At 62.8% G+C, this 21,874-nt stretch carries 17 protein-coding genes and 1 tRNA gene; 4 read left to right on the forward strand and 14 right to left on the reverse strand.

Annotation, left to right across the window (positions count from 1 at the left end):
• From tuf (CLM60_RS11940) to rpsL, 4 genes are all read right to left on the reverse strand, one after another.
• Positions 1–1,085 (reverse strand): elongation factor Tu (gene tuf / locus CLM60_RS11940; protein WP_095587386.1); only part of this gene is annotated, 1,085 nt, incomplete at its 3' end.
• Between the two features lie 55 nt (positions 1,086–1,140).
• Positions 1,141–3,258 carry an elongation factor G gene (fusA, locus tag CLM60_RS11945; RefSeq protein WP_095589394.1) on the reverse strand — a complete coding sequence of 706 codons (2,118 nt, stop codon included), beginning with the start codon at positions 3,256–3,258 and terminating at the stop codon, positions 1,141–1,143.
• 26 nt (positions 3,259–3,284) lie between these two features.
• The gene (gene rpsG, locus CLM60_RS11950; protein ID WP_036556811.1) at positions 3,285–3,755 is read right to left on the reverse strand and encodes a 30S ribosomal protein S7; all 471 of its coding nucleotides are present in this window, start codon (positions 3,753–3,755) and stop codon (positions 3,285–3,287) included.
• Between the two features lie 12 nt (positions 3,756–3,767).
• Positions 3,768–4,139 carry a 30S ribosomal protein S12 gene (gene rpsL, locus CLM60_RS11955; protein ID WP_035253348.1) on the reverse strand — a complete coding sequence of 124 codons (372 nt, stop codon included), beginning with the start codon at positions 4,137–4,139 and terminating at the stop codon, positions 3,768–3,770.
• 349 nt (positions 4,140–4,488) lie between these two features.
• On the opposite strand from rpsL, the gene CLM60_RS11960 reads away from it, so the two are divergent.
• Both CLM60_RS11960 and CLM60_RS11970 read left to right on the forward strand, forming a co-directional pair.
• The gene (locus CLM60_RS11960; RefSeq protein ID WP_095589395.1) at positions 4,489–5,727 is read left to right on the forward strand and encodes a glycerate kinase type-2 family protein; all 1,239 of its coding nucleotides are present in this window, start codon (positions 4,489–4,491) and stop codon (positions 5,725–5,727) included.
• A gap of 522 nt (positions 5,728–6,249) precedes the next feature.
• Complete coding sequence (locus CLM60_RS11970) at positions 6,250–6,708, forward strand: MarR family winged helix-turn-helix transcriptional regulator (RefSeq protein WP_095589396.1); 459 nt, start codon at positions 6,250–6,252, stop codon at positions 6,706–6,708.
• An 80-nt stretch (positions 6,709–6,788) separates the two neighbouring features.
• On the opposite strand, the gene rpoC is transcribed toward CLM60_RS11970, so the two are convergent.
• The 9 genes from rpoC to CLM60_RS12015 form a co-directional block, all read right to left on the reverse strand.
• Positions 6,789–11,060 carry a DNA-directed RNA polymerase subunit beta' gene (gene rpoC, locus CLM60_RS11975; RefSeq protein ID WP_095589397.1) on the reverse strand — a complete coding sequence of 1,424 codons (4,272 nt, stop codon included), beginning with the start codon at positions 11,058–11,060 and terminating at the stop codon, positions 6,789–6,791.
• Positions 11,061–11,113: 53 nt separating this feature from the next.
• A complete protein-coding gene (rpoB, locus tag CLM60_RS11980) occupies positions 11,114–15,250 on the reverse strand; it encodes a DNA-directed RNA polymerase subunit beta (protein WP_095589398.1) in 4,137 nt (1,378 codons plus the stop codon).
• A 256-nt stretch (positions 15,251–15,506) separates the two neighbouring features.
• On the reverse strand, positions 15,507–15,884 hold the full coding sequence (gene rplL / locus CLM60_RS11985; protein WP_095589399.1) for a 50S ribosomal protein L7/L12: 378 nt from the start codon (positions 15,882–15,884) through the stop codon (positions 15,507–15,509).
• A 71-nt stretch (positions 15,885–15,955) separates the two neighbouring features.
• On the reverse strand, positions 15,956–16,474 hold the full coding sequence (gene rplJ / locus CLM60_RS11990) for a 50S ribosomal protein L10 (protein ID WP_095589400.1): 519 nt from the start codon (positions 16,472–16,474) through the stop codon (positions 15,956–15,958).
• Positions 16,475–16,916: 442 nt separating this feature from the next.
• Positions 16,917–17,615, reverse strand: a complete 699-nt coding sequence (gene rplA, locus CLM60_RS11995; RefSeq protein ID WP_095589401.1) for a 50S ribosomal protein L1 — start codon at positions 17,613–17,615, stop codon at positions 16,917–16,919.
• A gap of 1 nt (position 17,616) precedes the next feature.
• Entirely contained in the window at positions 17,617–18,042 is a 426-nt protein-coding gene (gene rplK, locus CLM60_RS12000) for a 50S ribosomal protein L11 (RefSeq protein WP_095589402.1), read from the reverse strand.
• 246 nt (positions 18,043–18,288) lie between these two features.
• On the reverse strand, positions 18,289–18,822 hold the full coding sequence (gene nusG / locus CLM60_RS12005) for a transcription termination/antitermination protein NusG (RefSeq protein WP_095589403.1): 534 nt from the start codon (positions 18,820–18,822) through the stop codon (positions 18,289–18,291).
• A 182-nt stretch (positions 18,823–19,004) separates the two neighbouring features.
• Positions 19,005–19,202: a preprotein translocase subunit SecE gene (gene secE / locus CLM60_RS12010; protein WP_176473865.1), complete on the reverse strand. Its 198-nt coding sequence runs from the start codon at positions 19,200–19,202 to the stop codon at positions 19,005–19,007.
• Between the two features lie 103 nt (positions 19,203–19,305).
• Positions 19,306–19,381, reverse strand: a tRNA-Trp gene (locus CLM60_RS12015).
• 97 nt (positions 19,382–19,478) lie between these two features.
• On the opposite strand from CLM60_RS12015, the gene CLM60_RS12020 reads away from it, so the two are divergent.
• The gene (locus CLM60_RS12020; RefSeq protein ID WP_095589405.1) at positions 19,479–20,318 is read left to right on the forward strand and encodes a hypothetical protein; all 840 of its coding nucleotides are present in this window, start codon (positions 19,479–19,481) and stop codon (positions 20,316–20,318) included.
• A 68-nt stretch (positions 20,319–20,386) separates the two neighbouring features.
• A complete protein-coding gene (locus CLM60_RS12025; protein WP_095589406.1) occupies positions 20,387–20,635 on the forward strand; it encodes a hypothetical protein in 249 nt (82 codons plus the stop codon).
• 63 nt (positions 20,636–20,698) lie between these two features.
• Here CLM60_RS12025 and tuf (CLM60_RS12030) read toward each other — a convergent pair whose 3' ends face one another.
• Entirely contained in the window at positions 20,699–21,874 is a 1,176-nt protein-coding gene (gene tuf, locus CLM60_RS12030) for an elongation factor Tu (protein WP_095587610.1), read from the reverse strand.

A 21,874-nucleotide genomic window follows, 5' to 3' on the forward strand; every position in this document is an offset into this window, starting at 1 on the left:
GCGATCAGTTCCACGCCGAAGCTCAGGTTGTCACCCGGCATCACCATCTCGGTGCCCGCGGGCAGTTCGACCGTGCCGGTCACGTCCGTGGTCCGGAAGTAGAACTGCGGGCGATAGTTCGCGAAGAACGGCGTGTGACGGCCACCTTCGTCCTTGGTCAGGATATAGACCTCGGCTTCGAACTTGGTGTGCGGGTTCACCGAACCCGGCTTGCACAGAACCTGGCCACGCTCGACCGCTTCACGGTCGATACCGCGCAGCAGCGCGCCGATGTTGTCGCCCGCCTCGCCGCGATCCAGCAGCTTGCGGAACATTTCAACGCCGGTACAGGTCGTCTTCTGCGTGTCCTTGATGCCGACGATTTCCAGTTCGTCGCCAACGTTCACGACGCCGCGCTCGACACGCCCGGTCACAACCGTACCGCGGCCCGAGATCGAGAACACGTCTTCGATCGGCATCAGGAACGCGCCGTCAACCGCACGTGCCGGCTGCGGGATGTATTCGTCGACAGCCGCCATCAGTTCGGCGATCTTCTGCTCGCCGATTTCCGGGTCGCGGCCTTCCAGAGCGGCCAGCGCCGAACCGGCGATGATCGGGATATCGTCGCCCGGATAGCCGTATTCGTTCAGCAGCTCGCGGACTTCCATTTCCACCAGCTCCAGCAGCTCTTCGTCATCGACCTGGTCGACCTTGTTCAGGAACACCACCATCGACGGGATGCCGACCTGACGGCCCAGCAGGATGTGCTCGCGCGTCTGGGGCATCGGGCCGTCGGCCGCGTTCACCACCAGGATCGCACCGTCCATCTGCGCCGCACCGGTGATCATGTTCTTCACATAGTCGGCGTGGCCGGGGCAGTCGACGTGGGCATAGTGACGGTTCTCGGTCTCGTATTCCACATGCGCGGTCGAGATCGTGATCCCGCGCGCTTTCTCTTCCGGCGCGCCGTCAATCTCGTCATACGCCTTGAAGTCGCCGAACTGCTTCGTGATCGCTGCCGTCAGAGTCGTCTTGCCGTGGTCAACGTGGCCAATCGTGCCAATGTTGCAATGCGGCTTGTTACGTTCAAACTTTTCCTTAGCCATGATGGCCTCCTCTTGTCTCGGGGGCCCCCGGGATCAGACCCGGGGGCATTTTTTCTTAGGCGTACTTGGCCTGGATCTCGTCGCTGATGTTCTGCGGCACCGGCTCGTAGTGGTCGAACTGCATCGTGAACTGCGCGCGGCCCGAGGACATGGAGCGCAGGGTGTTGATGTAGCCGAACATGTTGGCCAGCGGCACGAAGGCGTTGACGACGATCGCGTTGCCGCGGGTCTCTTGGCCCTGCACCTGGCCCCGACGCGAGGTCAGGTCGCCGATGATGCCACCGGTATATTCGTCCGGGGTCACGACCTCGACCTTCATGATCGGTTCCAGCAGCTTCGCGCCGGCCTTTTTCAGGCCTTCGCGCATACCGGCACGGGCGGCGATTTCAAAGGCCAGAACGCTGGAGTCCACATCGTGGAACGCACCGTCGATCAGGGCCACCTTGAAGTCGATCACCGGGAAGCCGGCCAGCGGGCCGCTGTCCATGACGGACTGGATGCCTTTTTCCACGCCGGGGATGTATTCCTTGGGAACCGCACCACCAACGATCTTGGATTCGAAGCTGTAGCCTTCGCCCGCCTCGGTCGGCGTGATGACCATCTTGATCCGCGCGAACTGACCCGAACCACCCGACTGTTTCTTGTGGGTGTAGTCGATTTCGGCTTCGTGGCTGATGGTCTCACGGTAAGCCACCTGCGGCGCACCGATATTGGCCTCGACCTTGAATTCGCGCTTCAGGCGGTCCACCAGGATGTCCAGGTGAAGTTCGCCCATGCCCTTCATGATCGTCTGACCCGATTCAATATCGGTTTCGACGCGGAAGGACGGATCTTCGGCGGCCAGACGGGCCAGACCCTGCGACATCTTCTCTTGGTCGGCCTTGGTTTTCGGCTCGACCGCGATCTCGATCACCGGATCGGGGAAGGTCATGGTTTCCAGAACCACCGGATCGTTGGTCGCACACAGGGTGTCGCCCGTGGTGGTGTCTTTCAGACCGGCCAGCGCGATGATGTCGCCGGCGAATGCCTCTTCGATCTCTTCGCGGTTGTTGGAGTGCATCATCATCATACGACCGATGCGCTCTTTCTTGCCCTTGGTCGAGTTCATGACACTGTCGCCCTTGTTCATCTTGCCCGAATAGATCCGGGTGAAGGTCAGCGAACCGACAAAGGGGTCGTTCATGATCTTGAAGGCCAGGCCCGCGAAGGGCATGTCGTCGTCCGCGCGGCGGGCGATGTTACGCTCTTCGGTTTCGTCACCGGGTTTGAAGCCCATGTAATCGACCACGTCCAGCGGGCTGGGCAGATAGTCGATCACGGCGTTCAGCAGCGGCTGCACACCCTTGTTCTTGAACGCCGAACCGCCCAGAACCGGAACGAAGTCCAGCGCCAGCGTACCCTTGCGCAGCAGCTTGCGCAGGGTGGCGACGTCGGGCTCGTTGCCTTCCAGGTATTCCATCATGGCGTCGTCGTCCTGCTCGACGGCCGCTTCGACCATCTTGCCACGCCATTCGTCGGCCATGTCCTTCAGGCTGTCGCGGATCGGAGCCTTGATCCAGGACGCGCCCAGGTCTTCGCCCTGCCACAGCCATTCTTCCATGGTGACCAGATCGATCAGGCCTTCCAGCTCGGTCTCGGCGCCGATCGGGATGCCGACGGGCACGGCGCGCGCGCCGGTGCGGTCTTCGATCATCTCGACGCAGTTGAAGAAGTCGGCGCCGATCTTGTCCATCTTGTTGACGAACACCATGCGCGGAACCTTGTAACGGTCCGCCTGGCGCCAGACGGTTTCGGTCTGGGGCTCGACGCCGGCATTGGCGTCCAGCACGCAGACGGCGCCGTCCAGAACCGCCAGCGAACGTTCGACTTCGATGGTGAAGTCAACGTGGCCGGGGGTGTCGATGATGTTCAGGCGGTGCTTGGGCGTGTCGGCAGTCTGGCCATCCTCGGTGCGCTCCCAGAAGGTGGTCGTCGCCGCCGAGGTGATGGTGATGCCGCGTTCCTGCTCTTGCTCCATCCAGTCCATGGTGGCTGCACCATCGTGCACCTCACCGATGTTGTGGGATTTGCCGGTGTAAAACAGGATACGCTCCGAGCAGGTGGTCTTGCCTGCATCGATATGCGCCATGATACCGAAGTTGCGGTACCGGTCGAGGGGATATTCGCGTGCCATGGTTCGGTCCTGAGGCCTGAGTGAAATTACCAGCGATAATGGCTGAAGGCTTTGTTCGCCTCGGCCATCTTGTGGGTGTCTTCGCGCTTCTTGACGGCGGAACCACGGCTGTTGACGGCATCCAGCAGTTCCCCTGCCAGGCGCTCTTCCATGGTGTTCTCGTTGCGCGCGCGGCTGGCGTTGATCAGCCAGCGGATGGCCAGGGCCTCGCGGCGCTCGGGGCGCACTTCGACGGGCACCTGATAGGTCGCACCACCCACACGGCGCGAGCGGACCTCGACCGACGGCTTCACATTGTCCAGCGCTTCGTGGAACACTTCCACGGGGGCTTTCTTCAGCTTCTCTTCGACACGGTCGAAGGCGCCATAGACGATGCGTTCCGCGACGGATTTCTTACCGTCCAGCATCAGGTTGTTCATGAATTTGGTGACAACGCGGTCGCCGAACTTGGCGTCGGGCAGGACTTCGCGTTTTTCTGCAGCGTGACGACGGGACATATCTGGATCCTCTTACTTCGGACGCTTCGCGCCGTATTTCGAACGACGTTGCTTACGATCTTTGACGCCCTGGGTATCCAGAACACCGCGCAGGATGTGGTAACGCACACCGGGAAGGTCTTTCACACGGCCGCCACGGATCAGAACAACCGAGTGCTCCTGCAGGTTGTGGCTTTCACCGGGGATATAGGAAATCACCTCGAACCCGTTGGTCAGGCGCACCTTGGCGACCTTCCGCATAGCCGAGTTCGGCTTCTTGGGCGTGGTGGTGTAGACGCGGGTGCAGACCCCACGCTTCTGCGGACAAGCCTGCAGATGCATGGACTTCTGGCGTTTTACTTTCGGCTGCCGCGGCTTGCGGATCAGCTGTTGGATCGTTGGCATGCACGTTCCTCGTGTTGCGCTTCTGTCAATACTCGCCCCCATTCCGGGGACGCCGCTTCTCGACGGTGATTTGCACGATTACAAAACACCAAAACCGCATGCGTTCCCCTCGAACGCGGGAACGACGCGGTGGAATTCCAGAGGATCGGGGCTTGAGGCCCGGATCATGACCACTTCAATTTAGATTTCGGCCCGCGCGAGGTCTCCCGCCGGTCCGAGTGGGCGCGGTATATGGAGAGTCGGGTCGCTTGTCAACAGCACAGTCCCGACGCATGTGCCGGACCCGTCAGGTGCTTTTGCCATGGGCCAAGCTGCGGTAACAAGGGCGAAACGGGACCGGGGAAGAACGATGTCGATCGAAGAACTGCGCGCACGGGCGATGGCCGCCTTTCAGGCGGGGGTGGATGCGGCCGATCCGGCCCGGGCCACCGCCCGCGCGTTGGCGCAAACCCCGCTTCGGGCCCAGGGCGGCGGCACGGTCTTCGTGATCGCCATGGGCAAGGCCGCCTGTGCGATGGCCGAAGCCGCGCTGGACGCGATCCCGGACGGCGTGACGGTTCAGGCGCTGGCGGTGACCAATTACGAAAACGCCCGCGATCTGCCCGGGTGCCGGGTGATGGCGGCCGGACATCCGGTGCCTGATGAGAACGGGCTGGCGGGCGCGCGCGCGATTGCCGACCTGCTGGATCGGGCAGGCAGCGACGACATGGTGCTGGCGCTGATCAGCGGCGGCAGCTCAGCGCTGGTGCCGTTGCCGATCGACGGTGTGACGCTGGATGAAAAGGCGGCGGTCAACAAGGCGCTTCTGGCCGGGGGGCTGGACATCGTGGCGATGAACCTGGTGCGGCAATCGCTGTCGCAGCTCAAGGGCGGCGGTTTTCTGCGCCGCGCCGCGCCCGCGCCGGTGCGGTCGCTGATCTTGTCCGATGTGGTGGGCGACGATCTGCGTGTGGTGGGCAGCGGCCCGACCGTGGCGCCCATCGGCCCGGTGTCCGATGCGCGGGCGCTGCTGGATACGGCCGGGTTGCTGGCGGACATGCCCGCATCCGTCCGGGCCGCACTGAACCGCCCCGACGACACCCGCCCGCTGCCCGCAACACAGGCCGAGCTGATCGGCGGCAACGCGCAAAGCCTGACCGCCATGGCTGATGCCGCCCACGCCCAGCAGATGGAGCCGCCGCTGGTGGGGGACGTGCAAGCCGCGGCCGCGCGGGTCGTCGCCGCCGCCAAAACCGGTGATGCGCTGGCCTTTGGCGGTGAAACCACCGTCACCCTGACCGGCGACGGCAAAGGCGGGCGTAATCAGGAACTGGCCCTGCGGTTCGCCGTCGCGGCCGAGGTACAGGGGCTGACCGGCCCATGGGTCTTCCTCAGCGGCGGGACGGACGGGCGCGACGGCCCGACCGACGCAGCAGGCGGGCTGGTGGATCACACCACCCTGCCCCGCCTGCGTGCGAAAGGCGTCGATGTCGCGGCGGCGCTGGCCAGCAATGACAGCTATGCGGTTTTGCAGGCCGCGGGCGATCTGCTGATGACCGGGGCGACGGGCACGAATGTGGCTGATCTGCAGTTCTTCCTGCGGGGGTGATCCGCCCCGCCACGGTCCCGCCGACCGCCGCGCCACCAGCCGGACACCGTCCCGCATGTTGCGCCCCAGCAGCAGGATGTTCAGCCCACCGGCCAGAAGCTCCAGCACCTGGACCGCATAGAACGCGCCATCGAACGCACCGGCCTGTGCCTTGGCGGACAGGAAGAACGCCGACGGCACAAGCACCAGAAGGCCATTGAGCGCGATGACCGGCATCCGGCGCTGCTTGGCCAGCACAAGCGGACCGCGCCGCTTGCGCGCCAGGCGCTGGCCCGACACGCCCGTCGCTATCAGCGCGGGGATCAGCAGGACAAACCCCCAGGGGATCAGGGATTTCACCCGGGCGATTGTGGCGGCATCGGTGAACAATTCGGCCCATGCGGTCGAGATCCAGAAGCTCAGGATCACGGCCAGGGCGATACCCCCGGCAAGGGGGTGCAATGTACGGATCATGGGGCACCTATTTATATAGCTGACTATGTATTATTGCATAGCATGCTATTCATGGCTAGAAAAGCCCCCATGACCTTCGATAAGCACCGATCTGCCGGGTATCTGATCAACCATCTGGCCCGGATCTTTGCCCGCAACCTGTCTGACCGTATCCAGCCGCTTGGCCTCAGCACCGGGACCTTTCCGGCGATGCTGGCGCTTTGGGAACAGGATGGCCGAACGCAGAAGGAACTGGTGGCGCTGCTGGATATCGAACAGGCGACCATGGCCAACACGCTGGCCCGGATGGAGCGTGACAAGCTAATCCTGCGCAAGCGCGACGCGCAGGACGGCCGCGTCCAGCGGATCTGGCTAACCGAGCGGGCGCGCGCGCTGCAAGCGCCCGCCACGGGGGCGGCGGATGCGGTGAACGCGGCGGCGCTTGCCGGGCTCAGCGCATCAGAGCGTGATACGTTTCTTGCGCTGATGGGCAAGCTGATCGCGGCCAATACCGACACGGACCCGCCGGACGATCCCACCCCGGGCTGACGCCCGGTTCGCCAAAGCCCCGAAATGCACAAAGCCCCGCCAATGGCGGGGCTTTGCGTTGTTTGCGTCCCTTTAGGGGCTTATTCGTCGCGGCTTTCCGGGGTTTCCACCAGGCCGTTGTCCAGCGGCTCGCCCATGACATCGTCGATGACGCTGCCCATATCGGCGGGCTCTTCCAGCGGCGCGGCCAGCGCGGCGGCGGCTTCAGCCTCGGCCTGACGGGCATCGATCACCTTCTGGTCACGCTCGGCAGCGATCCGGCGCACGCGCTGCGTGGCCCCACCGGTGCCGGCCGGGATCAGACGGCCCACGATGACGTTTTCCTTCAGGCCGACCAGCTTGTCCCGCTTGCCCTGAACCGAAGCTTCGGTCAGCACGCGCGTGGTTTCCTGGAACGACGCGGCCGAGATGAAGGACCGGGTCTGCAGCGACGCCTTGGTGATGCCAAGCAGGATCGGTTCGCCCTGTGCCGGGCGGCGTCCTTCGGCAATCGCCTTCTCGTTCGCGGCGTCGAATTCGGATTTATCGACATGCTCGCCTTTCAGCAGCGTTGTCTCGCCCGAATCCTGGATCTCCCACTTCTGCAGCATCTGGCGAACGATCACCTCGATGTGCTTGTCGTTGATCTTCACACCTTGCAGACGATAGACGTCCTGGACCTCGTCGATCATGTAATCGGCCAGAGCCTCGACACCCATGATGGACAGGATGTCATGCGGCGCCGGGTTGCCGTCCATGATGTAGTCGCCCTTCTGGACGAAGTCACCTTCCTGAACCGGAATGTGCTTGCCCTTGGGAACGATGTACTCGACCGTTTCCTGGCTATCATCGGCGGGCTCGATCATGATCCGGCGCTTCGACTTGTAGTCGCGGCCGAATTTCACATAGCCGTCGATCTCGGCGATGATCGCGTGATCCTTCGGACGACGTGCCTCGAACAGTTCGGCCACCCGCGGCAGACCACCGGTGATGTCCTTGGTCTTGGCACCCTCGCGCGGGATACGTGCGACAACGTCGCCTGCCTTGACCTCGGCCCCGTCCTCGACCGACAGAATGGCGTCGACCGACATCGGATAGGTGACGGGGTTGCCCGCCTCGTTCCGGATCGGTTCGCCATCCTCGCCCATGATGATGATCTCGGGCTTCAGGTCGCTGCCTTTCGGCGCCGAACGCCAGTCGGACACGATCTTCTGGGTCATGCCGGTGGCATCGTCGGTTTCCTCGCGGACCGAGATCCCGGTGACCAGATCGACAAACCGCGCGATACCGGCCTTTTCGGCGATGATCGGCAGCGTGTACGGGTCCCATTCGAACAGCTTGTCGCCACGCGTGACCGAGGCACCGTCCTTGACGTGCACCTTGGTACCATAGCCCAGCTTGTGGCTGGCGCGTTCCTGGCCGTTCTCGTCCATGATCGCCAGAACCATGTTCCGGCCCATCACGATCTGCTCGCCGCCCGCGTTTTCCAGCAGGTTGGCGTTGCGGAACTCGATCTGGCCTTCCTGGCTGGCTTCCTGGAACGACTGCTGGCCACCCTGGGCGATGCCGCCGATGTGGAAGGTCCGCATCGTCAGCTGGGTGCCGGGTTCACCGATCGACTGCGCGGCGATGATACCCACGGCCTCGCCGGTGTTGACCATCGTACCGCGCGCCAGGTCACGACCATAGCACATGGCGCAGACGCCTTCCTCGGCCTCGCAGGTCAGCGGGCTGCGGATGCGCATCTTGGTCACGCCAGCGGCCTCGATCGCATCGGCCTTGCGTTCGTCGATCAGCTCGTTCCGGCTGACGATCACCTCGTCGGTGCCCGGACGCAGCACGTCATCGGCCGACACACGGCCCAGCAGACGCTCGGCCAGCGACGACACGACCTCGCCATCGTTCACGGCCGCTTCGGCCGTGATGGCCAGATCGGTGCCACAGTCCTTCATGCGCACGATGCAGTCCTGCGCCACGTCGACCAGACGCCGGGTCAGATAGCCCGAGTTCGCGGTCTTCAGCGCGGTATCGGCCAGACCCTTACGGGCACCGTGGGTCGAGTTGAAGTACTCGAGCACGGTCAGACCTTCTTTGAAGTTCGAGATGATCGGCGTTTCGATGATCTCGCCCGACGGCTTGGCCATCAGGCCCCGCATACCGCCCAGCTGCTTCATCTGTGCCGGCGAACCCCGCGCACCCGAGTGCGACATCATATAGACGCTGTTGGGCTCCATCTCGGCGCCCGCATCGTCGATGCGCATGGCCGAGATCTCGTCCATCATCGCGCCCGCAACCTCGTCCGAGCATTTCGACCAGGCGTCGACAACCTTGTTGTACTTTTCGCCCTGGGTGATCAGGCCGTCCATGTACTGCTGTTCGAACTCCTTGACCTGCTCGCGCACGCCATCGACGATCGACCATTTGTTGTCGGGGATCAGCATGTCGTCCTTGCCGAAGCTGATGCCGGCCTTGAACGCCTCGCGGAAGCCCATGGTCATGATCTGGTCACAGAAAATGACGCTCTCTTTCTGGCCGCAATACCGATAGACGGTGTCGATGACCTGCTGCACCTCTTTCTTGCGCAGCAGACGGTTCACCAGCTCGAACGGCGCCTTGGCGTTCAGCGGCAGAAGCGCGCCCAGCCGGACCCGGCCGGGGGTGGTGTCGAACCGCTGATAGACCTCGTTGCCCTCGTCGTCGATCTGCTTGACGCGCGCCTGGATCTTGGTGTGCAGGTGCACTTCGCCCGCGTTCAGCGCGTGTTCGACCTCTTCGACCGAGCCGAAGACCATGCCTTCGCCCTTCATCCCCTGACGTTCCAGGGTGATGTAGTACAGGCCAAGGATCATGTCCTGCGACGGAACGATGATCGGTGCGCCGTTTGCGGGCGACAGAACGTTGTTGGTCGACATCATCAGAACGCGCGCTTCCAGCTGGGCCTCAAGGCTCAGCGGGACGTGCACGGCCATCTGGTCACCGTCAAAGTCCGCGTTGAAGGCCGAACAGACCAGCGGGTGCAGCTGGATCGCCTTGCCTTCGATCAGCATCGGCTCGAACGCCTGGATGCCCAGACGGTGCAGCGTGGGCGCGCGGTTCAGCAGAACCGGATGCTCGCGGATGACCTCGTCCAGGATGTCCCAGACCTCGGGGCGTTCCTTTTCGACCAGCTTCTTGGCCTGCTTGACCGTCGAAGACAGGCCCTTGGCCTCCAGCCGCGAATAGATGAACGGCTTGAACAGCTCCAGCGCCATCTTCTTGGGCAGGCCGCATTGATGCAGCTTCAGCTCGGGGCCCGTCACGATGACCGAACGGCCCGAGAAGTCGACCCGTTTCCCCAGAAGGTTCTGACGGAAGCGGCCCTGCTTGCCCTTCAGCATGTCCGAAAGCGATTTCAGCGGGCGTTTGTTGGCGCCGGTGATCACGCGGCCACGGCGGCCGTTGTCGAACAGCGCATCGACGGATTCCTGAAGCATCCGCTTTTCGTTCCGAACGATGATGTCCGGCGCGCGCAGCTCGATCAGGCGCTTCAGACGGTTGTTCCGGTTGATCACCCGGCGATACAGGTCGTTCAGGTCCGAGGTCGCGAACCGGCCACCGTCCAGCGGCACCAGCGGGCGCAGTTCCGGCGGAATGACCGGGATCACGGTCAGAACCATCCATTCCGGGCGGTTGCCGGATTCGATGAAATTCTCGACCAGTTTCAGACGCTTGATGATCTTCTTGGGCTTCAGTTCGCCGGTGGCTTCCTTCAGTTCCTCGCGCAGGCGCTCGGCCTCGCCCTCAAGGTCGATCTGGCTCAGCATCTCGCGGATCGCCTCGGCGCCGATCCCGGCGGTGAAGGCGTCCATGCCATAGGCGTCCTGGGCGTCCATGAACTCTTCTTCGGTCATCATCTGGCCATAGGTCAGATCGGTCAGACCGGGTTCGATCACCACATAGTTCTCGAAATACAGTACCCGCTCCAGATCACGCAGCGTCATGTCCAGCATCAGGCCGATGCGGCTGGGCAGCGATTTCAGGAACCAGATATGTGCCACGGGCGCGGCCAGTTCGATGTGGCCCATACGTTCGCGGCGAACCTTCTGCAGGGTGACTTCGACCCCGCATTTTTCGCAGACGACGCCGCGATATTTCATCCGCTTGTACTTGCCGCACAGGCATTCGTAATCCTTGATCGGGCCAAAGATACGCGCGCAGAACAGGCCGTCACGCTCGGGCTTGAACGTGCGATAGTTGATGGTTTCAGGCTTCTTGATCTCGCCAAAGGACCACGACAGGATCCGTTCGGGCGAGGCCAGCGAGACCTTGATTTCGTCAAACTGCTTGGGCTGCGCCAGCGGGTTGAACGGGTTGTTTGTCAGTTCCTGGTTCATTTTGATACCTCAAATCTTGCGGAAGGGGGGATGGGGTAAAGGGCGCGCGGCCCTTATTCCTCACCCTCCGCATCCAGGAGTTCCATGTTCAGGCCCAGGCCACGCACCTCTTTGACGAGAACGTTGAACGATTCCGGCACGCCGGCCTCGAAGTTGTCCTCGCCCTTGACGATGCTTTCATAGACCTTGGTCCGGCCCGCGACGTCGTCCGACTTCACGGTCAGCATTTCCTGCAAGGTATAGGCCGCGCCGTAAGCTTCCAGCGCCCAGACCTCCATCTCACCGAAACGCTGGCCGCCGAACTGTGCCTTACCGCCCAGCGGCTGCTGGGTGACCAGACTGTACGGACCGGTGGACCGGGCGTGGATCTTGTCGTCGACCAGGTGGTGCAGTTTCAGCAGGTATTTGACACCCACCGTCACCGGACGCGCGAACTGTTCGCCCGTGCGGCCGTCGAACAGGATCGACTGACCCGACTCGCTGAAGCCCGCACGCACCAGCGCGTCGTTCACATCCGCCTCTTTGGCACCGTCGAAGACCGGCGTTGCGATCGGAACACCACGGGTCACGTTGCCCGCGGCCTCGACCAGCCGCTCCTCGTCCATGTCGGCGATGCCCTCTTCATAGACATCGTCGCCATAGGCGATGCGCATGGCATCGCGCACCGGGGTCAGATCGCCCGAGCGTTTGTATTCGCCCAGCGCGTCGTCGATCTTCAGACCCAGACCGCGCGCGGCCCAACCCATGTGGGTTTCCAGGATCTGACCGACGTTCATCCGCGACGGCACGCCCAGCGGGTTCAGCACCAGATCGACCGGTGTCCCCTCGCCCAGGAACGGCATGTCTTCCATCGGAACCACGCGGCTGACGACACCCTTGTTCCCGTGACGACCGGCCATCTTGTCGCCCGGCTGAAGCTTGCGCTTCACGGCGATGAAGACCTTGACCATCTTCATCACGCCCGGCGGCAGGTCGTCGCCACGGCGGACCTTCTCGACCTTGTCCTCGAACCGGTGTTCCAGCGCGCGTTTCTGCGCCTCGAACTGGTCGTTCAGGGCCTCGACGATCTGCGCGTCCGATTCCTCGGCCAGCGCCAGCTGCCACCACTGGCCACGGCTCAGGCCGCCCAGCAGATCCTCGGTGATTTCCGAATTCGGCGCGACGCCTTTGGGACCCTTCACCGCGGTCTTGCCCAGGATCATGTCCTTCAGGCGCGCATAGATGTTGCGCTCCAGAATGACCATTTCGTCGTCCCGGTCACGGGCCAGGCGCTCGACCTCTTCCCGTTCGATCTGCAGGGCACGCTCGTCCTTGTCCACGCCATGGCGGTTGAACACGCGCACCTCGACAACGGTGCCGAAATCGCCCGGCGGCAAGCGCAGAGACGTGTCACGCACATCCGACGCCTTTTCACCGAAGATCGCCCGCAGCAGCTTTTCTTCCGGGGTCATCGGGCTTTCACCCTTGGGGGTGATCTTGCCCACCAGGATGTCGCCCGGGCCGACCTCGGCGCCGATGTAGACAATGCCCGCCTCGTCGAGGTTGCGCAGCGCTTCCTCGCCCACGTTCGGGATGTCGCGGGTGATCTCTTCCGGCCCCAGCTTGGTGTCACGGGCGGCGACTTCGAATTCCTCGATATGGATCGAGGTAAAGACGTCGTCACGCGCGATACGCTCGGAAATCAGGATCGAGTCCTCGTAGTTGTAGCCGTTCCACGGCATGAACGCGACGACCACGTTCTTGCCCAGCGCGAGCTCACCGATATCGGTCGACGGACCGTCGGCGACAACCTCGCCCTTGGTCACCTTGTCACCCACCTTCACCAGGGGTTTCTGGTTGATACAGGTGTTCTGGTTCGACCGCTGGAACTTGCGCAGACGATAGATATCGACGCCCGCATCGCCCAGTTCCAGATCCTCGGTCGCGCGGATCACGATCCGGGTGGCGTCCACCTGGTCGATCACGCCGCCGCGCTTGGCCACGATGGCCGCGCCGGAATCCAGCGCCACCTTGGATTCGATGCCGGTGCCGACGAACGGTGCGTCCGCCTGCAACAGCGGCACCGCCTGACGTTGCATGTTCGACCCCATCAGGGCGCGGTTGGCGTCGTCGTTTTCCAGGAACGGGATCAGCGAGGCCGCGACCGAAACCAGCTGCTTGGGCGACACGTCGATCAGGTCCACGTTTTCACGCGGCGCCATGGTGTATTCGCCCGACTGGCGGGTGTTGACCAGCTCGTTCTGGAACTTGCCGTTCTCGTCCAGATGCGCGTTGGCCTGGGCCACGGTGTGGCGCATCTCTTCGGTGGCCGACATATAGTTGACCTCGTCGGTCACCTGGCCGTCGACGACCTTGCGATAGGGCGTTTCGATGAAACCGTACTTGTTCACGCGGGCAAAGGTCGCCAGCGAGTTGATCAGGCCGATGTTCGGACCTTCGGGCGTTTCAATCGGGCACATCCGGCCATAGTGGGTCGGGTGCACGTCGCGGACCTCGAAGCCCGCACGCTCGCGGGTCAGACCGCCCGGGCCAAGCGCCGACAGGCGACGCTTGTGGGTGACTTCCGACAGCGGGTTGGTCTGGTCCATGAACTGCGACAGCTGCGACGAGCCGAAGAACTCGCGCACGGCGGCCGCGGCGGGTTTCGCGTTGATCAGATCCTGCGGCATCACGGTGTCGATATCGACGCCGGACATGCGTTCCTTGATCGCGCGTTCCATCCGCAGCAGGCCCAGACGGTACTGGTTTTCCATCAGTTCGCCGACAGAACGGACACGGCGGTTGCCCAGGTGGTCGATATCGTCGATATCGCCCTTGCCGTCACGCAGCTCGACCAGCGCCTTGATGCAGGCGATGATGTCTTCCTTGCGCAGCGTCCGCTGGGTGTCGGGCGCGTCCAGCGCCAGGCGCATGTTCATCTTGACCCGGCCAACGGCCGACAGGTCATAACGCTCGCTGTCGAAAAACAGCGTATCGAACAGGGCGGTTGCGGCTTCCACGGTGGGCGGCTCGCCCGGACGCATGACGCGATAGATATCCATGAGCGCGGTCTCGCGGCTCATGTTCTTGTCCTGCGCCATGGTGTTGCGGATGTAGGGGCCGACATTGATGTTGTCGATGTCCAGCACCGGCAGTTCGGTGAACCCGGCATCCAGCAGCGCCTTCAGCGTGCCACCGATGACCTCGCCATCCTTGTCGACTTCCCAGGTCAGCTCATCCCCGGCCTCGACATAGATCGCGCCGGTTTCCTCGTTGATGATGTCCTTGGCGACATAGCGGCCGACGATCTGGTCGAACGGCACCATAAGCTCGGTGATCTTGCCTTCGTCGATGATCTTCTTGACGGCGCGCGGCGTGACTTTCTTGCCGGCCTCGAAGATGACCTCGCCCGTGCCCGCATCGACCAGATCAAAGGTCGGACGGGTACCGCGCACGCGGTCGGGGAAGAAGGTGGTGACCCAGCCCTTGTTCTTTTCCAGACGGTAATCGACGGTGTTGTAATAGGCATCCATGATGCCTTCCTGGTCCAGACCCAGGGCATAGAGCAGCGTCGTCACGGGCAGCTTGCGGCGGCGGTCGATACGCGCGTGGACGATGTCCTTGGCGTCGAATTCGAAATCCAGCCACGACCCGCGATAGGGGATGATCCGGCAGGCAAACAGCAGCTTGCCCGATGCGTGGGTCTTGCCCTTGTCATGGTCGAAGAACACACCGGGCGAACGGTGCATCTGGGACACGATGACACGCTCGGTGCCGTTGACGATAAAGGTGCCGTTCGGCGTCATCAGGGGCATGTCGCCCATGAAGACATCCTGTTCCTTGATGTCCTTGACCGATTTGGCGCCGGTATCCTCGTCCACATCGAACACGATCAGCCGCAGCGTGACCTTCAGCGGTGCCGAATAGGTCATGTCGCGCTGCTGACATTCGTCCACGTCGTATTTCGGCTTTTCCAGCTCGTAGCGCACGAATTCCAGCACGCTGGTCTCGTTGAAGTCCTTGATCGGAAAGACCGACTGGAACACGCCCTGGATGCCTTCGCCATCCAGCGGATCAAGCTGATCGCCGGATTTCAGGAAAAGATCATAAGAGGATTTCTGCACCTCGATGAGGTTCGGCATCTCCAGCACTTCGCGGATCTTGCCGTAAAACTTGCGGAGTCGTTTCTGCCCAACAAACGTCTGCGCCATCTGTATCATCACCTTTCGTCTGTCGCGGGTCGCGCATGGCCGTCGGGGATCCGGCGGCGCGCCGCTCACGAATGAAGGGGGTTGGTTCCATTCCTGCAAGCCGTCCCACCGGCTGCTCCCGAACCTTGAACCGCACCTTAGAAAACGTTTTCGCCCGGAAAACCCTTTCTAAGACAGGTTCGGCTGGACCCGGATTTCCCCGGATCCAGCCTTGAAATCATGCGATCGACACCCGCATCGGGCGTCCCCGCCTGGCTTAGGCCAGCTCGACCTCGGCGCCAGCTGCTTCCAGCTTGCCTTTGATGTCTTCGGCTTCGGCCTTGTCGACACCTTCTTTGATCTTGCCACCGGCTTCGACCAGGTCCTTGGCTTCTTTCAGGCCCAGGCCCGTGATGCCGCGCACCTCTTTGATGACGGCGATCTTGTTGCCGCCAGCCGATTTCAGAACCACGTCGAATTCGGTCTTCTCTTCGGCAGCTGCCGCACCGGCGTCGCCAGCGGGACCAGCAACCATGACCGCGCCACCAGCGGCGGGCTCGATGCCGTATTCGTCTTTCAGGATGGTTTTCAGTTCTTGTGCTTCCAGCAGGGTCAGACCAACGATCTCTTCTGCCAGTTTCTTCAGATCAGCCATTTTCGTGCTTTCCGTTCTATCAGATGTGTTCCAACGCAGGGTGTTACAACCCCACACAGGCATTCAGTTGCTTACGCGGCTTCCGCCTTCTCTTCGATGGTCGAAAGGATGCCCGCGATGTTCGAAGCAGGTGCGCCAATCGCACCGGCGATGTTGCTTGCGGGTGCGCCGATGCAGCCCACGATCGAGGAAATGAGTTCCTCGCGCGAAGGCATTTTCGACACCGCAGCCACACCGGCCCGGTCCAAGGCCGTCTCACCCATTGCGCCGCCCAGGATTTCGAACTTGTCGTTATCCTTGGCAAAGCCCTCGGCCACCTTGGCTGCTGCCACGGGGTCCTCGGAATAGGTCAGAACGGTCATGCCCGTCAGATAGTCGGCGATGCTTTCGCAGGGCTTTCCGTCCAGGGCGATTTTGGCGAGCCTGTTCTTGGCGACGCGGACGGATCCGCCTGCTTCGCGCATGCGCGCACGCAGATCCTGCATCTCGGCAACTGTCAGACCTGCGTAGTGTGCAACCACGACCACGCCAGAGCTTTCGAAGATCTGGCCGAGTTCGTCGACCACTTTCTCTTTCTGGGCTCTATCCACAGTTCTCTCCAAAGTTGAGGGGCCATACCCCCCGGCTCAAGTTTGCCGGACCAAGGCCCGGCGTTCAGGTCCGTATTACGGGGCTGAGCCAAAACCGCCCGAGGTCACCCCCGGTCAATCTGGTCTTTTCCCGTCTCAGGCAGGAAATTAAGCTACCTTATGGCAGCACCCACCGTCTTGGACGAAACGCAATGCAGCGCATGACGAATCACGCGCTGCATTGCGAGTTTGCTGTCTAGTCACATTTGGTAGGATTTCCAAGTCCCAAAGCACGAAAAGCCGCCTGCGCCCGTCAAGAGGCCCAAAACAACTCGGCCCGTTTCCCGCCCTGACCCGGCATCTAGACACCAGCATAGATCAAAGACCGGGCGGCCACACAAACGAAAAGGGCGGCCCAAAGCCGCCCCAATCCAATCCGCATGTAGATCGCCGTATCGGCAGATCAGTTGCCGGTCGCGCTGTCGACGTTGATCGACACGCCCGGACCCATGGTCGAGCTCAGCGACACTTTCTTCATGTAAGCGCCCTTGGCCCCCGACGGCTTGGCCTTTTGCACGGCCTCGACAAAGGCACGCACGTTCTCGACCAGCTTGGCTTCGTCGAACGAGGCTTTGCCGACACCGGCATGCACCACGCCGGCTTTCTCGGCCTTGAACTGAACCTCACCGCCCTTGGCGGCTTCGACAGCGGCCTTGACGTCCATGGTCACGGTGCCGACCTTGGGGTTCGGCATCAGGTTGCGCGGACCCAGAACCTTGCCCAGACGGCCGACGATCGGCATCATGTCCGGGGTGGCGATGCAGCGATCGAAATCGATCGTGCCGCCCTGGATGGTTTCCATCAGATCCTCGGCGCCCACGATATCGGCACCGGCCTCTTTCGCCTCGTCGGCCTTGGGGCCACGGGCAAAGACGGCGACGCGCATGGTCTTGCCGGTGCCATTGGGCAGGCTGACCACACCGCGGACCATCTGGTCGGCGTGGCGCGGGTCGACGCCCAGGTTGACGGCGATCTCGACGGTCTCGTCGAATTTCGTGTTGGCGTTGCCCTTGACCAGCGCGACAGCCTCTTCGACGGTCACGTTGTCCTTGCCGGCAAAGGCTTCGCGTGCGGCGCGGGTGCGTTTTCCAAGTTTTGCCATCTTACTTCACCTCGATGCCCATGGAACGCGCCGAACCCAGGATGATCTGCATCGCAGCATCGATGTCGTTCGCGTTCAGGTCTTTCATCTTGGCTTCGGCGATCTCTTTCACCTGTGCCGCGGTCACCGAACCGACGGTCTCGCGACCGGGGTTGTTGGCGCCCGATTTCAGCTTGGCCGCCTTTTTCAGGAAGTACGACGCCGGGGGCGTCTTGATGTCCATGGTAAAGGACTTGTCCTGATAATAGGTGATGACGGTCGGGCACGGCGCGCCCGGTTCCATGTCCTGCGTCTTGGCGTTGAACGCCTTGCAGAATTCCATGATGTTGATGCCGCGCTGACCCAGCGCCGGACCTACCGGCGGGGACGGGTTCGCTTGACCGGCGGGCACCTGAAGCTTCATGGTGCCGGCAAGTTTCTTGGCCATTGGCCTTCTCCTTTTCAACTCTGCCACGACGCGTCACGGCAGATGCGGTTGATGTGGTCCGGTCCGACGGTCGCGACCGCCTCGCCTTCCACATGGATTCGCCGCCCAAGGCAGCGAGGGGGTCAGTTACACCCATGCCGAAGATTTGGCAAGGCTTGCGTGCCCCCCGGCGGAAACACGAACGCCGCCCGGCATTGCGACCGGGCGGCGTTCGTTTCACATGCGTCTTGCGACGGGTGCGGGGCCTCAGGCCTCTTTCGTCACCTGGGTGAATTCCAGTTCGACCGGGGTCGCACGGCCAAAGATCGACACCGTCACCTTCAGGCGCTGGTTGTCGTCGTCGACCTCCTCGACCATGCCGGCGAAGCCCTCGAACGGGCCGTCGGTCACGTTGACCTGCTCGCCCACCTCATAGGTGATCAGGCTGCGCGGGGCCTCGACCCCTTCCTCGACACGGTTCAGGATCGCGTTGACCTCGGCGTCGCGCATCGGCATCGGCCGACCTTGCGGACCCAGGAACCCGGTGACGCGGTTGATCGAGTTGATCAGGTGATACCCTTCATCGGTCATTTCCATGCGCACCAGAACGTAACCGGGCATGAAGCGGCGTTCGGTCGTGACCTTCTTGCCGCGGCGCACCTCGATCACCTCTTCGGTGGGCACCAGGACCTCTTCGATCTCGTCTTCCAGGCCCTTCTCGGCAACAGCAGTCTTGATCTGCTCAGCGATCTTCTTCTCGAAATTCGAGAGCACGCTCACCGAATACCACCGCTTCGCCATCTTGCCTGTCACCTCTGTTCAGCCGGACCGAGCCGGGTCGTCATTTCCGTGGGATCGTCCGGGACCCCTTCGGGGAACAAAAAACAGCGCGCAACCCGAATCGATGCACGCCGGTTCCCAAATCAGCGCCCGGATTACAGGCGTTGTTTGCGCAATTCAAGGCCACGCGATGTGTTTTCGGCCTAGCCGAACATCCCCAGCAGGCCCTGCAGCCCGCCCCGAATCGCCAGATCCACCAGCGAGAAGAAGATCGCCGTCAGCGCCGCCATGATGAACACCATGACCGTCGTCAGGAACACTTCGCGCCGGGTGGGCCAGACCACCTTGGACACTTCCGAACGGACCTGCTGAATGAACTGAAGCGGGTTTGTGATCGCCATTATCTTCATCTCGTTGAAACTGTCCGGCGGGACATACGCCTTTGCCGCCGGTATTACAAGGCCGCGCGGCGCGGACCGGTTCGCGATCATGCTGGACTGTGCCTGGCAGGGGCTGAGGGACTCGAACCCACGACCCTCGGTTTTGGAGACCGATGCTCTACCAACTGAGCTAAACCCCTAAGGCCTGACGGGGTCTACGGCACGATGCGGGCGAATTCAAGACCGCTTTTGCGGCGCGCGCTGGTTTTGTTGCGGGGCCGGTGCTAGTCAGGCCGCATGACCGCCCCCCGCGACACCGATGTTTTCCGACACGCGCCCTGGCGCCACCTGACGCCCCGGGCGATCCAGACCGCGCGGGCGGTGCCCACCATGCTGCAGGACGAGGAACAGAAGCTCTATTTCTGGCTGACCGCGCTTTGGGCCCGGGATGCGGGCGCGGTGGTCGATCTGGGCTGTTTCGTGGGCGGTTCGACCGCGTTGCTGGCGGCCGGGGCGGCGGCCGCAGGGCTGCGGACACCCATTCACGCCTATGACCGGTTCACGGCTGAGGATACGGTCAAGGCAAAGACGCTTTATCCCGCCGGCATCGCGCCGTTCGACGGCAACGACACCCTGCCGCTGGCGCAGGGGCTGCTGGCGCCGTGGGCGGATCGCATCACCCTGCATCCCGGCGATATCGAGGATCAGAGCCCGCCCGACGATCCGGTCGAGATCCTGGTGGTCGATGCGGCAAAGACCGCCGGCACCGCCGATGCCATCGCCCAGGCGTTTTTCCCCGCGCTACTGCCCGGCCGGTCGCTGGTGGTGCAGCAGGATTTCCTGCATTGGCGACTGCCATGGTTGCCGGTCCAAATGGCTTTGCTGGGCGCGTGTTTCACGCCGGTGGCGCGCTGTGGGCCGACCTCGATGTTGTTCCTGTGCACGCACGCCCCGGATCCGGACAGCATCCACGCCGCGCGGGTGGCGCATCTGACCGATGCCGAACTGACCGCACAGCTTAGCGCCGCCGAACCGGGGCTGGCGGGGTTCGGGGCCAGCGCCCAGATCGCGCAGATGACGGCCGCCATCGCCGCCAATCCCGGCGAGCGGACCTCGTGGCGGTTGCGGCGACCCTGAGCCCCCCTTGCCCGCATCGCCGCCGCGCCCCACATCAAACATAACGCATATGGAAGAAAGGCCCGATCATGCCCCGTATTCTTGCAATCAGCCTGATGCTTGCGCTTGGCGCCCTACCTGCCAGCGCCCTGACCCAGCTGGAACGGTCAGCGCAACAGGTTCTGGACGCGCACAGCATCGACGTGGATGTCACCACCCTGCGCCCGGTGCAGGTCAGCGCAATCCATGCCATCGGCAGTTCCAAGAAAAGCAATGGCAGCCGCCGCGTAGCGCTCAGATCGGTGCTGCAGGGGCGACTGATCATCGGCGGGAAATAATCCCCCGCGCAAACAAAAAGCCCGGCCGAAGCCGGGCTTTTCTTCATTCGGCAAGAGGCCGAATTACTCGATGATTTTGGACACGACGCCGGAGCCGACGGTGCGGCCGCCTTCGCGGATAGCGAAGCGCAGGCCTTCTTCCATCGCGATCGGGGCGATCAGTTCCACGCCGAAGCTCAGGTTGTCACCCGGCATCACCATCTCGGTGCCCGCGGGCAGTTCGACCGTGCCGGTCACGTCCGTGGTCCGGAAGTAGAACTGCGGGCGATAGTTCGCGAAGAACGGCGTGTGACGGCCACCTTCGTCCTTGGTCAGGATATAGACCTCGGCTTCGAACTTGGTGTGCGGGTTCACCGAACCCGGCTTGCACAGAACCTGGCCACGCTCGACCGCTTCACGGTCGATACCGCGCAGCAGCGCGCCGATGTTGTCGCCCGCCTCGCCGCGATCCAGCAGCTTGCGGAACATTTCAACGCCGGTACAGGTCGTCTTCTGCGTGTCCTTGATGCCGACGATTTCCAGTTCGTCGCCAACGTTCACGACGCCGCGCTCGACACGCCCGGTCACAACCGTACCGCGGCCCGAGATCGAGAACACGTCTTCGATCGGCATCAGGAACGCGCCGTCAACCGCACGTGCCGGCTGCGGGATGTATTCGTCGACAGCCGCCATCAGTTCGGCGATCTTCTGCTCGCCGATTTCCGGGTCGCGGCCTTCCAGAGCGGCCAGCGCCGAACCGGCGATGATCGGGATATCGTCGCCCGGATAGCCGTATTCGTTCAGCAGCTCGCGGACTTCCATTTCCACCAGCTCCAGCAGCTCTTCGTCATCGACCTGGTCGACCTTGTTCAGGAACACCACCATCGACGGGATGCCGACCTGACGGCCCAGCAGGATGTGCTCGCGCGTCTGGGGCATCGGGCCGTCGGCCGCGTTCACCACCAGGATCGCACCGTCCATCTGCGCCGCACCGGTGATCATGTTCTTCACATAGTCGGCGTGGCCGGGGCAGTCGACGTGGGCATAGTGACGGTTCTCGGTCTCGTATTCCACATGCGCGGTCGAGATCGTGATCCCGCGCGCTTTCTCTTCCGGCGCGCCGTCAATCTCGTCATACGCCTTGAAGTCGCCGAACTGCTTCGTGATCGCTGCCGTCAGAGTCGTCTTGCCGTGGTCAACGTGGCCAATCGTGCCAATGTTGCAATGCGGCTTGTTACGTTCAAACTTTTCCTTAGCCAT

The organism is Actibacterium ureilyticum (assembly GCF_002285435.1).
Classification (GTDB): domain Bacteria; phylum Pseudomonadota; class Alphaproteobacteria; order Rhodobacterales; family Rhodobacteraceae; genus Actibacterium_C; species Actibacterium_C ureilyticum.